This window comes from Acidithiobacillus ferrooxidans ATCC 23270, from assembly GCF_000021485.1.
GTDB lineage: Bacteria > Pseudomonadota > Gammaproteobacteria > Acidithiobacillales > Acidithiobacillaceae > Acidithiobacillus > Acidithiobacillus ferrooxidans.
Genome location: NC_011761.1, coordinates 1,218,527 through 1,233,630 on the forward strand (window position 1 = coordinate 1,218,527; position 15,104 = coordinate 1,233,630).

18 protein-coding genes and 1 other RNA gene are annotated in these 15,104 nt (G+C 58.1%); 11 read left to right on the plus strand and 8 right to left on the minus strand.

Annotated elements, in window-relative coordinates; all coding sequences use genetic code 11:
- From AFE_RS06595 to ssrA, 5 genes are all read left to right on the plus strand, one after another.
- Positions 1 to 1,323 (plus strand): UDP-glucose dehydrogenase family protein, encoded by a 1,323-nt coding sequence (locus tag AFE_RS06595; protein WP_012607056.1) that lies wholly within the window; start codon positions 1 to 3, stop codon positions 1,321 to 1,323.
- The gene (rfaE1, locus tag AFE_RS06600; protein ID WP_049759457.1) at positions 1,304 to 2,275 is read left to right on the plus strand and encodes a D-glycero-beta-D-manno-heptose-7-phosphate kinase; all 972 of its coding nucleotides are present in this window, start codon (positions 1,304 to 1,306) and stop codon (positions 2,273 to 2,275) included. Before AFE_RS06595 ends, rfaE1 begins: the two co-directional genes overlap by 20 nt.
- Complete coding sequence (locus AFE_RS06605) at positions 2,265 to 3,047, plus strand: ATP-binding protein (protein WP_012607057.1); 783 nt, start codon at positions 2,265 to 2,267, stop codon at positions 3,045 to 3,047. The genes rfaE1 and AFE_RS06605 overlap by 11 nt, the downstream gene beginning before the upstream one ends.
- A complete protein-coding gene (gene hslO / locus AFE_RS06610) occupies positions 3,040 to 3,882 on the plus strand; it encodes an Hsp33 family molecular chaperone HslO (RefSeq protein WP_012536503.1) in 843 nt (280 codons plus the stop codon). The genes AFE_RS06605 and hslO overlap by 8 nt, the downstream gene beginning before the upstream one ends.
- Positions 3,883 to 3,989: 107 nt before the next feature.
- Positions 3,990 to 4,353, plus strand: a transfer-messenger RNA (tmRNA) gene (gene ssrA, locus AFE_RS15185).
- Between the two features lie 246 nt (positions 4,354 to 4,599).
- On the opposite strand, the gene AFE_RS06615 is transcribed toward ssrA, so the two are convergent.
- The gene (locus AFE_RS06615) at positions 4,600 to 5,106 is read right to left on the minus strand and encodes a type II toxin-antitoxin system YhaV family toxin (RefSeq protein ID WP_009569577.1); all 507 of its coding nucleotides are present in this window, start codon (positions 5,104 to 5,106) and stop codon (positions 4,600 to 4,602) included.
- Positions 5,103 to 5,432, minus strand: a complete 330-nt coding sequence (locus AFE_RS06620; RefSeq protein WP_009569578.1) for a type II toxin-antitoxin system PrlF family antitoxin — start codon at positions 5,430 to 5,432, stop codon at positions 5,103 to 5,105. Before AFE_RS06620 ends, AFE_RS06615 begins: the two co-directional genes overlap by 4 nt.
- Positions 5,433 to 5,718: 286 nt before the next feature.
- On the opposite strand from AFE_RS06620, the gene AFE_RS16455 reads away from it, so the two are divergent.
- Positions 5,719 to 5,862: a hypothetical protein gene (locus AFE_RS16455; RefSeq protein ID WP_009569579.1), complete on the plus strand. Its 144-nt coding sequence runs from the start codon at positions 5,719 to 5,721 to the stop codon at positions 5,860 to 5,862.
- A 26-nt stretch (positions 5,863 to 5,888) separates the two neighbouring features.
- On the opposite strand, the gene AFE_RS06625 is transcribed toward AFE_RS16455, so the two are convergent.
- The 6 genes from AFE_RS06625 to AFE_RS06650 all read right to left on the minus strand — a co-directional run bounded on the left by AFE_RS06625 (position 5,889) and on the right by AFE_RS06650 (position 9,161).
- On the minus strand, positions 5,889 to 6,155 hold the full coding sequence (locus tag AFE_RS06625) for a type I restriction-modification system subunit M N-terminal domain-containing protein (protein WP_012536504.1): 267 nt from the start codon (positions 6,153 to 6,155) through the stop codon (positions 5,889 to 5,891).
- A gap of 344 nt (positions 6,156 to 6,499) precedes the next feature.
- Positions 6,500 to 6,994, minus strand: coding sequence for a GNAT family N-acetyltransferase (locus AFE_RS06630; protein WP_009565062.1), 495 nt, complete (start codon positions 6,992 to 6,994; stop codon positions 6,500 to 6,502).
- The gene (locus AFE_RS06635) at positions 6,991 to 7,263 is read right to left on the minus strand and encodes a type II toxin-antitoxin system TacA family antitoxin (protein ID WP_012536505.1); all 273 of its coding nucleotides are present in this window, start codon (positions 7,261 to 7,263) and stop codon (positions 6,991 to 6,993) included. Before AFE_RS06635 ends, AFE_RS06630 begins: the two co-directional genes overlap by 4 nt.
- Before the next feature lie 80 nt (positions 7,264 to 7,343).
- Positions 7,344 to 7,556 (minus strand): helix-turn-helix transcriptional regulator, encoded by a 213-nt coding sequence (locus AFE_RS06640; protein WP_009562915.1) that lies wholly within the window; start codon positions 7,554 to 7,556, stop codon positions 7,344 to 7,346.
- A 167-nt stretch (positions 7,557 to 7,723) separates the two neighbouring features.
- On the minus strand, positions 7,724 to 7,936 hold the full coding sequence (locus AFE_RS06645; RefSeq protein ID WP_041645801.1) for a hypothetical protein: 213 nt from the start codon (positions 7,934 to 7,936) through the stop codon (positions 7,724 to 7,726).
- A 403-nt stretch (positions 7,937 to 8,339) separates the two neighbouring features.
- Positions 8,340 to 9,161 (minus strand): UDP-2,3-diacylglucosamine diphosphatase, encoded by an 822-nt coding sequence (locus AFE_RS06650; protein ID WP_012536506.1) that lies wholly within the window; start codon positions 9,159 to 9,161, stop codon positions 8,340 to 8,342.
- A 240-nt stretch (positions 9,162 to 9,401) separates the two neighbouring features.
- Between AFE_RS06650 and AFE_RS06655 the strand changes: the two genes are divergently transcribed.
- The 5 genes from AFE_RS06655 (at position 9,402) to AFE_RS06675 (ending at position 15,059) form a co-directional block, all read left to right on the plus strand.
- Entirely contained in the window at positions 9,402 to 9,647 is a 246-nt protein-coding gene (locus AFE_RS06655; RefSeq protein ID WP_009568482.1) for a DUF2934 domain-containing protein, read from the plus strand.
- A 146-nt stretch (positions 9,648 to 9,793) separates the two neighbouring features.
- A complete protein-coding gene (locus AFE_RS06660; protein ID WP_225487432.1) occupies positions 9,794 to 10,978 on the plus strand; it encodes a glycosyltransferase family 4 protein in 1,185 nt (394 codons plus the stop codon).
- 33 nt (positions 10,979 to 11,011) lie between these two features.
- Positions 11,012 to 12,226 (plus strand): glycosyltransferase, encoded by a 1,215-nt coding sequence (locus tag AFE_RS06665; protein ID WP_012536508.1) that lies wholly within the window; start codon positions 11,012 to 11,014, stop codon positions 12,224 to 12,226.
- Between the two features lie 917 nt (positions 12,227 to 13,143).
- Positions 13,144 to 14,403: a cytochrome C gene (locus tag AFE_RS06670; RefSeq protein WP_226834087.1), complete on the plus strand. Its 1,260-nt coding sequence runs from the start codon at positions 13,144 to 13,146 to the stop codon at positions 14,401 to 14,403.
- Positions 14,404 to 14,555: 152 nt separating this feature from the next.
- Positions 14,556 to 15,059, plus strand: a complete 504-nt coding sequence (locus AFE_RS06675; protein ID WP_225487434.1) for a c-type cytochrome — start codon at positions 14,556 to 14,558, stop codon at positions 15,057 to 15,059.
- Positions 15,060 to 15,104 lie beyond the last annotated feature (45 nt).

Genomic DNA, 15,104 nt, shown 5'->3' on the forward strand with positions numbered 1-15,104 from the left:
ATGAAGGTAACGGTGGTGGGGACCGGATACGTGGGGCTGGTCACTGGCGCCTGTCTGGCGCAGGTGGGTAATCAGGTGCTGTGCGTGGATGTGGACGCCGACAAGGTGGCGCGGTTGCAGACCGGAGATGTGCCCATTCACGAACCGGATTTGCCCGCCATGGTACAGGAAGGCATTGCCGGCGGGCGCTTGCGCTTCACTACGGAGGTTGCCGAGGGTATCACCCATGGGGATTTCCTTTTCATTGCCGTGGGGACGCCGCCCGATGAAGACGGTTCTGCCGACTTGCGTCATGTGTTGGCGGTGGCCGGGGACATTGGCCGACATTTGCAACGGCCGGTCACGGTGATCAATAAATCCACGGTACCGGTAGGCACTGCACAAAAAGTCCGTGCCCGAATTGCTGCTGTTTTGCAGGACCGGGCGGCGGACATTGTCTTCGATGTGGTCTCCAATCCCGAGTTCCTGAAGGAAGGAGCGGCGGTGGCGGATTTCATGAAGCCGGACCGGATTATCATTGGTGTGGATAACGTGGCGGCAGCGGAGCGGATGCGCGTCCTCTACGCCCCATTCAACCGCAATCATGACCGCCTGATCATCATGGACCCGCCTTCCGCAGAGCTCACCAAATATGCCGCAAATGTTATGCTCGCCACCAAAATATCGCTGATGAATGAACTGGCGGGACTGGCGGAGCGGATGGGAGCGGACATCGAACAAGTGCGGCGCGGAATTGGCGCCGATCCCCGCATCGGTTATGCCTTCATATATCCGGGTTGCGGCTATGGCGGATCGTGTTTCCCCAAAGACGTGCGGGCATTGGAATACAGTGCGCGGCAGTATGATTTTGATGCGCCTCTCCTGGCTGCGGTGGAGAAGGTGAACGATCGTCAGAAGGGGCTTCTGGAGCAGAAAGTGGTGCGCGCTTTGGGCGAGGACCTTACGGGTAAAACCATTGCCGTGTGGGGCCTGGCTTTCAAACCCAACACCGATGACATGCGCGAGGCCCCCAGCCGGGTGCTCATGGAAGCCTTATGGCGGCGCGGTGCGCAGGTGCAGGCCTATGATCCGGTGGCCATGGAGGAAGCACGACGGATCTACGGAGGAGAACCCGCCTTGCGGCTCTGCTCGGACCCTTACATGGCCTGTGAAGGGGCCGAAGCGCTGGTGATCTGTACCGAGTGGCAGCAATTCCGCAGCCCCGATTTTGTACGGATGCGCAGCCTGCTTCGTCAGCCCCTCATCGTCGATGGGCGCAATATTTACGATCCGGCGGTCGTGCGTGCCGAAGGGTTTGCTTATCATGCCATCGGACGCCCCTGATATGGCCGGGGATTTGCACAGTCTGGCGCGGGCGCAGGTGGCTATCGTCGGTGATGTGATGCTCGATCGTTACTGGTTTGGCAAGGTCGAACGTATCTCCCCGGAAGCGCCGGTGCCGGTGGTGCAGGTGCGGCGAGAGGAAGAACGTCCCGGCGGCGCCGCCAACGTCGCCCTGAATGTGCTGGCGCTGGGGGCGCAGGCGCGTTTGCTGGCCCCGGTAGGGGATGACGGAGCGGGTGAGCGTTTGGGCACGCTGCTGACGGAAGCCGGGGTCAAGACGGTGCTGATTCCTGACAAGGCCTGTCCAACGACCGTGAAGTTGCGCGTCATTGGTCATCAGCAGCAGCTCCTGCGCATGGATTTTGAGGCGCAGCCCAGCCAGGCCCACAGCGACGCCTTGCGTCAGCAGGCGCCGGCCTTGTTGATCAACGCCAAGGCGCTGCTGCTGTCCGATTACGGCAAGGGCGCCTTGCGGGAAGTGGAACATCTGGTGGCGTTGGGGCGCAGGCTGGGTATTCCAGTGCTGGTCGATCCCAAGGGTAGGGATTATCGCCCATACCAGGGGGCGACCATCATCACCCCCAATCTCGGCGAGTTTCAGGCAGTGGCGGGCACCTGGGCGAATGAGGCACAGTTCCGCGCGCTGGGCGAGCAGTGGCGGGTATCTCTGCAACTGGAAGCGCTGCTGGTGACGCGCGGCGAAGAAGGAATGACCCTTTTTATGGAGAATGCCATCCATCACCATCCGGCTCAGGCCCGGGAGGTTTTTGATGTAACGGGTGCTGGAGATACGGTCATCGCAACCCTGGCGACGGCCCTCGCGGCGGGCTGGGCGATGGATCGTGCGGTGGAACTGGCCAACCGCGCAGCAGGAATCGTCGTTGGCAAGCTGGGGGCGGCCGTCGTGACGGTGGAAGAGTTGGCCGCGACGGAATCCATGCGTGAAGGCTGAGATGGTGACGACTCTGCCGCGGCTACCCGTACCGAAGCTTTTACAGCGCAGGATCGGCCGGGCGGTTGCCGATTTTCGCATGATTCAGCCGGGGGATCGCGTCCTGCTCGGCCTGTCCGGTGGAAAGGACTCTCTGACCCTGCTGCACCTGTTGCGGGCCATGCAACGGCAATCCCCGGTGCCATTTGACTTGGCCGTGGCCACCGTCGACCCCATGAGTCCGGATTATGACCCACAGCCGCTGGTACCTTACCTGCGGGAGTTGGGCATCCCGTATTTTCTGGAGCGACAGAATATTTATGAGCGGGCACAAAAGCACCTTCTACGGCCCTCTTATTGCAGTTTTTGTGCGCGGATGCGGCGGGGGGTGTTGTATCGCTGCGCACGGCGCGAAGGTTATCAGGTCCTGGCGCTTGGTCAGCATCTGGATGATTTCGCTGAAAGCTTCTTCATGTCCATGTTTTATAATGGCGAGTTGCGCACCATGAAGGCCCATTACCGAGTGCGGGAAGGCGATTTACGAGTGATTCGCCCCCTGGTGTACTGCCGGGAAAGGCAAACGCGCCAGTTTGCCACGGAGCAAGCCCTGCCGGTGATTCATGAAAATTGTCCGGCCTGTTTCGGCAAACCGACGGAGCGCCAGCACATGAAAGAACTCCTTGCCACGCAGGAAGCATACGATCCCCGGCTGTTCAAACAACTCCAGCGTGCCTTGCTGCCGCTGATGGGGCAGGGACTGGAAGGTTTGGAATTCGAGGAAGCACATGACTGATTTTTCGCAGAGTTTTTATTGGGAGACCTTGCCATTGCGAGGGGCGCGCTGTCGCCTGGATGATATTTACGCGCGGGTGCTACGGGGTTTTTCCGGACCCGAAGGCGTGGCTAAGCTGCTGGGCGAGGTGCTGGTGGGCCTGGCGCTATTGGCTACCACCCAGAAAAACTATGAACGCTTGATCATGCAGACGCAGAGCAAGGGACCGTTGAAGCTGCTGGTGGCGGAGATGACGGCGGCGGGTGGCATGCGGGCTTACGGTCGCTGGGAGGAGGGCGCTACGGTGGATTTCTCGAACCTGCCCGATGCCCTGCTCGCCATCACTGTGGACATGGGAATGGATCGGGATCGCTATCAGGGTTTGGTGGCATTACGGGAAACACTGACGGCATCCCTGAACGCCTATTTTACAGAGTCGGTGCAGTCGCCCGCCTATTTCCGATTGGCGGTAGACGTGGCGGCGCAGCAGGCCGGAGGTTATTTCTTGCAACGGCTACCGGGTGTACTCCGTGTCGAGGATTGGCGGGTGGCTACCCAGTTTATCGCCATCGGATCGGATCAGTCTCTGCTGAAGGCGCAGCCTGAGCAGTTTCTTCCGGAGATTTTCCCGGAGGAATCGGTGCGTTTGCATACGGAGCAGCCCTTGACCTTTTCCTGTTCCTGTTCCCGTAAGCGGGTGGAGCGGATGCTGGTGTCACTGGGGCAAGCGGAAGCGGAAGAGACGTTGGCCACAGAAGGTGCGGTCATCGTCACCTGTGAATATTGCCATGAGGTCTATCGTTTTGCGGATACGGATATCGCACTGCTGTTTGCCGCGGGCAAACCGCTGCATTAGCAGTTTGTGGCATAGTCAGGCGGATGGTTCTCCTGTAATATTGGAGAAGGATGAGAGATTTGGCTTGCGCAACTTTTGGGCCGTATTCTTGTCCAACGAAGTGAATAGGGGGCGACCGGCTTCGACGCAGGTCGCGAAGCCTTCGGTGCATGCAGAGCTGCGGTTCGCTCTTAAAACTGGTCGCAGATTCATAATTGCCAACGACAGCAATTACGCTCTCGCTGCTTAAGCAGTGAGCCCTCTGCCCGGATTTGTCTGTGGATCCGGAGCCGAAAGGCGCGCGGAGGGTCATGAAACACGGAATCGTGCGCATTCTAGTCTGTGGGATGCGCGCTAAATTAAAGCAGAATCGCCATGTCGTCATCCTGTCTGTCGGAGGGCGGTGCGGTTAAAGCCAAAAGACAAACTACGCATGTAGATCCGGTGGTCTAGGTACTGCGGACGCGGGTTCAATTCCCGCCGCCTCCACCAATAACCTGTTGATTTGTAAGGAAAGAGCCAGCGCATGCTGGCTTTTTTTGGGGTGTTTTTGGGCTGTTTTGGCGCCAGTTCGCCAACATTACGCCAGCATTTTTGCCGGGCTTGGCCGCCCTTTTTCCTTCCAAGAGGGACACCATCGGAATCTTCCCTGTCCATCAGACCAAACGTAGCCACAGCCTTTTGGCCTGCATCTGGAATTGACCCCATGACAACTCTGTTTGCCGCAGAAGCCAGGCCTTACGGTGCAATGCCAGCAGCGAATCGCTGTAGTCGCTGCCCCTCGGCGCATGCCTCGGCCAGCAACTGGTTCCAGTCATCCGGAGGACGGCCGCTTTCCAGCATCTTTCGGAACACCCGATAGGCGTCGTCACTGCTCTCATAGGCGCGCTTGGTGTCCTCGTCATTGACCCAGGCGAGCACGATCACCTTGCTCGGCGCGTGGTAGCGGAAGAACAGCCGGTATTGCTGGAAAAACTTGGCGCGGAACCAGTGCTTGTGATCTTCACCGAGGGTGTTGCCTTGACGGTACTCTGGCCGTGTCGGGTCTTGCGGGATGGCGTCGAACGCCAGTTTGATGATCGCCGCCAGTCGCTTATTGGCGTTCTTTTTCACGTATCCGACGGGATCCTTTTTCTTGAAGGCCTCGACCTGCTGGGCCAAGGTCTCAATATGCGCGAGGAATAGCGGGTGGGCAAAAACCGTCCAGCCATGAATGACCAAGGGCGCGAGCTTGCTCGAGCTCATTCATCGTCCGCAGACAAGGGGGCATCGAGATCGACTTCGATGCCGCCGGTCAGCGATTGGAGGCGCTGCACGAAGCTGACATCGATGGCCTGCAGGCGCTCTGGATGCGTGGCGATGTCGCGGGCCAGGAAGCCCAGGAACTGACCGAGCACCGGATCGTCTTCCTCGGAGTCCTCGGCGCGCGTCAGCACGACCTCGCCACCGGGGCGGATGGTGTAGTGGATCTTGTCGCGCTTGCCCAGCCGGAGGGCCCGGCGGACGGTCTCCGGCACCGTGGTTTGGTAGCGGTCAGTCAGCGTGGATTCGACTTCGAGGGTGGCAGCCATGGCGCTCTCCGGTCAAAGGTGCAGATGTCTTGCATGATAATGCAATCGCCTTGCCATGTCAATGCAATTGCATTGTCTGCGATTGTTGCCGTCCGGCCTGGTAACTGGGGTGGCAACCGGCTACCAGTTGCCCGCATTCTTACCCCCATTCTCCGGATCTCGTCGGTGTCCTGCATTTTTCCCGCAACCGCTGCTCGGCGATCTCGTCGGCAAACTGGTTGATACTTTTAATGATTCCGTCAAACAGGTCATTGACTGACTGCTGAAGACCCTCAGGTCCGCGAAAATGCTGAACGTGCCCAGGAAAATCTGTTGCGGCTCGGCCGCATTGATTATCTGGACGTTGAATGAGGGGAAACATGCCATGACTGACCGCGACAAAAAACTGATTCGCAACTCCACCGCTGAATTCCTGATCTTCACCGGTTAGGCGGGTGAACAAAGCATTGAGGCCCGTTATGAAGATGAGACCATCTGGAAGTAGCCATCCTTCTTGTACCAACGCTTGTTCTCGGCCGAGGCTTCCGCTTCGGCGGGCGTTTTGCCCGCATCGATTTCGAGCTGGATTACTTCGGCGCGGCGCTGTTCGAACACGTCGGAGCAGCGCTTGAGGAACAGCATCCCGAAGATGTATTCCTTGAACTCGGAGGCATCTATCTTGCCGCGCAGGATGCCGGCGGCTTTGAAGATGTGGCGTTCTAGCTGTGGCAGGGTTAAGGGCATGTAGGAAATCCAGTCAAAGTCGGTTGTTCTATATTGCGTGGCGCGTCAGTCGGCCTTGCCCATGATGTTTTGTGAATCTGGCGATCGATAACCCGGGGCCAGCAGCGCGTTCTTTACGCCGTAGAGCGCCAGGTGATCTTTCTGGAACCCGCAAGAGTTCGAAATAGTCCGCGCGGCCTGACGGTAAGTTGTTGATTTTGCATAAACCGCTTGATGGGTCCGCGCTTGTGGACTGCGGACTTTCAATTTGGTTCATGGCGGCCGCCGCGAACCCTTTCACGTTGCAACACGTTGGTAGTTGTTGATAACTGGCGACGAAACGGAACAGTCCTCGGTCGGAGCAATCAAGCCTTGATGCTATTCAGGCGCAACATCAGCGTCATCGGATGTTGTGGTGACTCCTGAAAGCCGTAGTGCTCATAGAACTGTTTGGCGCGTTCGTGGAGCGCATGAACCAGCAGTGCACGAACCCCCGTGTTCTGCGATACGGTGATGGCACGTTTCACCGCGTCCTGCAGCATGGCCGCCCCCAGCTTGATGCCTTGCGCTCGACTATCCACCGCCAACCTACCGAGCACCATGACGGGAACCGGATCGGGCATATTGCGACGAACCGAGCTAGTCGCCACTTGATGTGCGACTGCGCCAGCCGCCATGGCGTAGAAGCCGCGCACCCGATTTTCTTCATCAACGACCACAAAGGTTCGACTGGCCCCGGTGAGCTGGTTGTTCATCGCCCGGCGTTTTAACCACTCATCCAGTGCAGGCTCACCGCTCTCGAAGTCGCCCAACAGGTGCACGGCCGCAAGTGGCTGCGGCGCGGATAGCTTCAAACTCATGCTTGATTGCTTTCCCATGGCGCCTTGACTGCCATCAGACGCTCAAGACCTTCGTTGCCACGAGGCGGTGCGTCGAGCATGGCGGTGAACTGCCGGAACTTTTCCGCATCCAGCCCAAAAAACACCTGATCGAGCAGTACCGATTGCGCACGCTCGCAGGCGGCTTCCAGCATGAAGTCCGAACGGTTTTTGCCTAACAGGTTGGCGGCGTGATCAATGAGATCACGCTGCTCCGGCAAGGCTCGTAAATTGATGGCAGCGGCACGCATAGCAACCTCTCGTGTAAATACAACAGATACACAAATGATAGATGCGCGTGTAGCTGTTGTCAACACGTGGCATCAACAGGTCAGCCAGCACTGGTTTGAGCCTCTGCTGTCTTGGTCGACGTCGCCAGGCACGACTTCTCGTAGGCTTCGATGTCGACCTGCCGATACAGCACGCGCCCCTTCAGCTTCATGAATTTCGGCCCGATGCCTTCGCTGCGCCAGCGCTCAAGGCAGGCCTCGCTGAGATGCCAGCGCGCGGCCAGTTGTTGTTGGTTGAGGTGAACGACTTCCATTTTGGCTCCTTCCGAATGAGTTGGCAGGAGTCCATGAAGGCGCTGTTCCGCCCACGAGCCAAGCGATATGTTGCGCCGAACTATTCGCCGCAGTTCTTGCGGAGATTGATGCCGCAATTCTCCGCATGCGACAAAAGTTACTGATCGGGAATATGGTTATAAGAGGACTATGCACCGTCTAGTGGCAAGGGGGCGATTCCCGTTGGATGCTCATCCAACACATAGCTTGTGCTGCGCCCGCCCGCATCCATTTTCTGCAGCACGCCCCGCGCCAGCAGGTCGTTGATGTCGCGCAGCGCCGTATCCGGCGAGCGTGTGTTGCGCTTGATCGACGGCACGATGAAGGGTGTCGAGGAACCAGGCAAGCCACTCGGTGACATCCACCTTATACGACCATTACGGCAGTTTCGCCCGCCCTTGGGTCGGTTATGGCGGCAGTCGGCAAGTTTTGTTCGATCTCGCCAATCAGCTTGTTACACATCATCGGGGCGTCAAGCCCTATCGGTCCCGCTATTGGCGGGATACACCACGTTCCCGGGAAGCGCCGGGGTGTCAGTGACAGGAGGCTGGAAATGCCGAAAGTTGCCTTTGCATCCAACGACCACGTCGGACAAGGTAATCGTCACTCAGCACCGAATTTTTCAGATATCACGGGATGGCGGCGTTCGCCTCCAGCCTCGATGAGCTCGACGGCCTCACCGTGAGTTGGCGAAGTACGTCGTGTCACGTGATTACCTGACTGTGGCCGAGGTGCTCGGGCTGGTTCCGAGACCTATGGGTACCTCAATGCAGGGAGACCTGGGATTCCTCATCCCAGTGCACCAGTTCCAGGCGCCCCGTTGCGTGTTCCACGAGCGCCGTGCAACTCTCCACCCAGTCGCCGTCGTTGTGATACAGGATGCCTTCGATTTCCTTGATCTCCGCATGATGAATATGGCCGCAGATGACCCCTTCGTAGCCCTCCCGGCGGCATGCCTGCGCCAAGACCTGTTCATAGTCGCCAATGAACTGCACCGCCTGTTTGACGCGGCGTTTTATGGTCGCGCTCAGGGACCAGCGACTATGCAGACCGATGCGGCGTATCGCCCATTGATACCGGCGATTGATGAAAAGGAGCAGCGTATAGCCGTGATCCCCGAGCCGGGTAAGCCAGGGAGCGTACCGCATCGTCACATCGAATTGATCCCCATGGATCACCCATAAGCGGCGGCCGTCGGCGGTCTCGTGAACGCAGCTGTCCACGATCTGGATATCTCCCAGGAGGATACGTTCCCCCTCTACAGGGACGAGATCGGAAAGCATTTCAAAAACCGGGTCATGGTTGCCCCGTACATAGCGTACCTGCACCCCATGCCGGGCGAGACGAAGGATCTTTTGTACCACCGTATTGTGCGCGGGCGGCCAGTACCAGCGGCGCTTGAGTTGCCAGAGGTCGAGGATGTCTCCCACCAGATACAGGTATTCGCAGTGGTAATGACGCAGAAAGGAGAGCAAAGCCTCCGCCTGGCAGCCTCGAGTGCCCAGATGAATATCGGAAATAAAAATGGCGCGGCAGAAGACACCGAGCGGCTCCTCAGCATTCTTCGGCGCAGTGTGCGGCGGCATGAGACCCCCTGGTCAGGTCGAGGTTGAGGATTTTTTGCCCCGGTAGTATAGCCGCAAACCTGGGAAGAGATGCACTAGGTCAACATCAAACCAGCGGGAACCCTCCCAGCTTTTCTGAATAGCTCACGCCTATGCGCAGGTCAGGTATTCCGCAGACGTTCACGAAACTGTCACATTCGATCGGTATGATTCACGATGACACTTCGGTATCGCCCATCTACGGATATTCAGGAGAATGCCATGACCTCCATGCACGAAACACCGGATAGCCATGAACAAGTCCCGTTCAGTCCCGTCCCGCTCCCCGAAACGCCGGCTTCCGTAGCCGCACCGATGATGAGCGACCCTGAGCTTCGGCATCACCGGATCGCCGAGGCTGCCTATTTTCTGGCGGAACAGAAAGGATTCCCGGCCGACCAGGCGGAAGCCTGTTGGCTCGCCGCCGAACAGGACATAGACCGGGAAGGGCTTGCCGCAGAGCGGTAGGGTGGTGATGCTCAACAGTACCCGTCCGTGGGCAAGAAACCTTTCTCACAGTAGCTTGGAGGGCACCCCTTGCGCTGGTATGGGCAGGTACTGAATATGGCCGTACCGCGTGGAATGGCGGGAGCAGCTCTGCTGGAGATCCTGGAGTGCATGCGGATCGCGGCTGTCCGGTTCTCGCCCGAGACCAGTGGCGCATGACGGAAACCGCGATGCGGGTCACCCTGGTTACGGAGACCTACCCGCCCGAGATCAATGGGGTGGCCATCACCCTGGGGCGCGCCGTCGAGGCCTTGCAGGCCCGAGGCCATGAGGTCACCCTCATCCGTCCGCGACAAGCGGGGGAATCCCCGAGTCCGGGCCTCATGCCCGCGCTGCCCCTCTTTTTTTACCGCCAGGTGCGCATCGGGTGTGCCACCCCTATCACCCTGCAGCGCTGGTTGCGGGATTGGGGCAGCGAGATCGTCCATATCGCTACGGAAGGTCCTTTGGGCCTCGCCGCCCTCATCGCCGCACGGCGTCTGCACATTCCCGCGGTAACCAGCTTCCATACCAATTTTGATCAGTATGCCGCACATTACGGGTTATCCCTGCTGGGCCACGGGGCGAGAATTTATCTGCGCGCCTTTCATAATGCGGGCAAACTCACGCTGGTTCCCAGCCAGAGCACATTGGATCGTCTGCAGGCGCAAGGATTTCAGCAATTACGCCGTTGGGGTAGAGGCGTGGATACCGTGCGTTTTCATCCCCAATGGCGGGACGATGCGCTGCGGGAAAGCTTGGGCCTGGGGCCGGAGGGCCGACTCTTGCTGTATGTGGGGCGACTGGCTCCCGAAAAGAATCTCACACCGCTCATCACTGCCTTTCGCACATTGCGCCGGAACGGTCTCACAGCGGTGCTCGTGCTGGTGGGCGACGGTCCCTTGCGCCCAGGGTTCAGCCGCCTCTCCCAAGAAGGCATTCTCTGTGTCGGCATGCAGCAGGGCATGGATCTGGCGCGCTGGTATGCCAGCGCCGATCTGTTCTGCTTCCCCTCCTGCAGTGAAACCTTCGGGAATGTGGTGCTCGAAGCCGAAGCCAGCGGCCTGCCGATCCTCGCTTATGATTGCCCTGGGGTGAACGAACAGGTGAGTGATGCGGTTCATGGACTGCTCCTGCCTCCGGGCAGTGACTGGGCCCCCATGTTACAACTCCTCAGCAAGGATTCCGGTCTCCGCCAAAAGTTCGGTGCGGCCGGTCGTCTGCGGGCCGAATCCCAGAGCTGGGTGCACAGTTTCGACGTGCTCGAAGCCGCCTATCGCGAACAACTAGGATCCGAACCTGCTCCGCCGTAATGACACTTGAATCACTTTCGCAAGGACACCCCGATGCGCATACTGATGCTCTCCGATACCTATTTCCCCCGCATCAGCGGGGTCGCCACCTCGATTCGCAGCTTTCGTAGGGGGCTGCAGGGACTTGGACACACGGTGGATCTGCTGGTCCCCGATTATGGGTCTTCCGTGCCGAACGATGATTCCGGCATCATGCGTGTGCCGGCCTGGAAAACGGGTTTTTATCCCGAAGAGCGATTGATGTGGCCTTGGGCACTCCTGCGCATGTCCCGTGAGCTGGCCGCCCGTCGCTATGACCTGCTGCATGTCCAAACCCCCTTTGCCGCCCATTATATGGGCACCCATCTCGCCCGTAGGCTGGAGATACCGGTCCTGAGCTCCTACCACACCTATTTTGAGGCCTACATCGGTCACTATTATGCGGGCATACCCAAAATCCTGCGCCAAGCCCTGGCCCGGATCCCCTCACGTCAGCAGTGCCAGGCGGTAGATGGTGTGATCGTGCCCTCCATGGCCATGGCGAACGTGCTCTGGGGCTACGGCGTCAATACCCCGATCCGGGTCATCCCCACCGGCATTGATCTGACTGTGCAGACAACGGGGGATCGGTCCGCCTTTCGCGATCGCCACGGCATCGCGGCAGACCGTTTGGTACTGCTTTATGCCGGGCGGATCGCTCCCGAAAAGAACATCGCCCTGCTGCTGGAAGTGGTCGGGCACCTGCGCGCGATTTTTCCGGATATCCTCTTGCTTCTGGCGGGCGACGGCCCTTTCAGGGAATCCCTGGAACAGCAGGTCGTGGAGAAGGATCTGACGGAGCAGGTTCGCTTTCTCGGCTATCTGGACCATGACACGGACTTGCGGGATGCCTATGCCGCCGCCGATCTTCTGGTGTTCGCCTCGGAAACCGAGACGCAGGGCATGGTATTGCTTGAAGCCCTGGCGGCGGGGCTACCTCTCGTCGCCATTGCGGCCATGGGTGCGGCGGACTTTGTGACCAGTGGCCGCGGCACACGACCCGCACCGGCCCAAGCGTCCGGTTTTGCCGAGGTCTGTGCCGGCATTTTATCCAATGACATGCTGCGCGCGCGGATGGCGCAGGAAGCCAGACAACTGGCCACCCAATGGACCGAACCGGCCATGGCTGAACGTCTGCAGGCGTTTTACGCTGTTGCCGTCGCGGGCGGCAAGTCTGCTTCGAACCCCGCGGGTACATCATCCGCCCCTCATCGCACCAGTTCCAGATGAACATCCAGATACGCAACGGGTACCGCGCAGTTCTCCACCCGGTCCTCATCATTATTGGCGCATGACACCTCCATCACCTTGATTTCCGTGTGATGGAAATTGTCGCAGATCGCTCCGGCGTAGCCCTGGCTGCGACAGGTCTGCGCCAGACCTGCTTGTTCGCGATCATCGAGGTACCGTATTGAACGGTTTCCTGAGTTGGCGCCTAAGCACGATCCACAATACCCAATAATGTGCACATAGAATAATTTTTGGATCGTTTATCTAATTGATTATTATCTTATTTAATGGCATGGCGAATCTGTCGCGGATAAGTCCTGTCGATGGGTTGACATCCGGCTGAAAAAGAATTAAACCTGCATCATACAAAACGATAAACGCATGTTAACATATTTGTTACATGCATCTGTTCGGCATCGAGTGGTGATGGATGGGTTTTCCATACGCTCCGGGTCCCAATCAGGCGGAGTGCCTGTGCGGTGGTCGCAGGACTGCGTATTCCGGTCAAAGGCGATCAGCGCGATGGCCGTGGTTCTTTTTTGTGAATCTGTATCAGTGAATCACCATGTTTATGAATGCTAACAAGGCGAATGGTGGTTCGTAACGTTTGGGATGTTTTCGATGTCGGGGATTTGTCTTTCGGCGCGAATCGTTAACGAAGGGGGCAACAAAGGCAGGTGTGGGTTTGCAGCCCGGGAAAGGAAGAAACAAAAAAAGGGAGATCAAATATGAAAATTGAGTCGCGGAGCAGCATGCAGTGGAAGCACAAAATTCGTTGGGCTACATGCGCTACATTTATGGTCGGGGTGGCCGCATGTTCGGGCAATGCGTGGGCATTGCCGACATTCGCTCGTCAGACTGGCTGGTCGTGCGCAACGTGCCATACATCCTATCCTCAACTCACCCCCATGGGTCGTATGTTCAAGCTGCTGGGGTATACCAGTAATAATGTTCAGCGGCAGCAGAAACTGGAAGCAAAGTTTGGAAAAAGCACCGCACTTCTGCTGATGCGCGTATCCCAGTTTTCGATTTTTTTTCAGGCGAGCTATGCCAATGTGGCCGGGGGCCAGGCGGCCTTTAATGGGGCGGGGGTATCCAACCCGCCGGGTAACCAGAATGACATTCAATTTCCGCAACAGGTGAGTTTGTTCTATGCGGGGGAAATCACCCCCCATATCGGTGCATTCCTGCATCTGACATACAGCGGCAGAGGCGGTTTCGGTATGGACGACAGCGACATCCGTTGGGCGCACCCATGGAACCTGGGTCCCGATCAACTGCTGATCACCGGTGTCGAAGTGAATAATACGCCGACCGAGCCGGACATCTACAACACGGTACCAGACTGGTATGCGCCATTTTCGAGTTCCAAATATAGTGCCATCCGGCAGATACCCACCACCTTTATCGAAGGGGCGCATGGCGCCGGTTATCCTCTTGCGGGTATCGGCACTTACGAAGCCTATATTTTTGGGCAGGATAAGGCCAACTGGCTCTACTTCGAGGCGGACGGATACACCAACGCGGACGGTATTGGTGTACAGGCGAACTCCGGAGGAGCATTCGGATATGCTAATGACGGCAGAATGCAGGGTGTCGCTCCCTATGTTCGTCTGGCCTATCAGCGCGACTGGGGTAACTGGAACTGGGAAGTCGGTACCTATGGGATGTGGAGTCGCCTGTATGATAGTCCCAATACCAAAGGCGGCCCGGTAGACAGTTTCGATGATTTTGATCTGGATAGCCAATTGCAATGGCTGGATACGACGGACAACAGCAATGTCACATTGCACGCGGACTGGATACACGAGGATCAGGGCTTTGGCGCTTTTGGTGGTCCGACCAGTAATCTTTCCAGTACGGCAACTGGACATCTCAACTCTCTCAATATAAATGGTTCCTACTGGTATCATGATCATTATGGTGTATCCGGTGGATATCTGGACACCTGGGGTTCTGCCAACCCTGATCTCTGGGGAACGAGCTATTCCCATAATGGGTCTCCGGATACCAACGGAGAATGGATCGAGGCGTCTTATTTGCCCTGGTGGAACACCAGATTCTCGTTGCGGTATACCATGTTTAACCAATTTCGCGGGCTGACGAACAGTACGGCCACGAGTTTCGGCGCCTCGGCATACAATACGCTGGAGCTGCTGACCTGGATTTCATTTTAAGGAGGGGGTGGGCTATGTATCCTGTATTATCATCGAGCCGTTTCGCTCCTTCCCAAAAGAAGGGTGTTATCTGCACTGCCGCCGTAGCGTTGGCGATATTGAGCGCAGGTCCAGCACTGGCGCAGGTGCCACAATCTGTCCATCAGTCATGCATGATCTGCCACGGGCAGACCGGCGAAAATACCATCTATCCGATGGTTCCGCGCCTGAGCGGCCAACAGGTGCAATATCTGGCATGGCAGCTGAAGCAGTTCAAGGCGCATACCCGTGCGGATCAAAATGCGCAGATTTACATGTGGCCGGTCGCGCAGGCCATGAGTCAGAAGGAAATCCAGTCGGTTGCGAAGTATTATGCGGCGCAATCGCCCATGCACAGCGCATCCTCGCCACGTCCCGGAGTCTCCGCGGGTAAGCAGATATTCCTGCAGGGGGTCGCTGCACAGGGTGTTCCCGCGTGTATGGCCTGCCACGCCGTGAACGCGACAGGTCGAGGGATATTCCCGCGACTGGCCGGGCAGCGATATGCATATATCGTTCAGCAGCTAACCTATCTGCATGATGGAAACCGGGTGAATCCCATCATGCAGCCCGTGGCGGAAAAGCTGACCAACCGGCAAATGCGGGAGGTGGCGGCTTATCTGTCCGGTCTGCATTGAGATCAATGAGGTGCGGTGGAGGCGCAGACTCTGGCACGCCCGGTA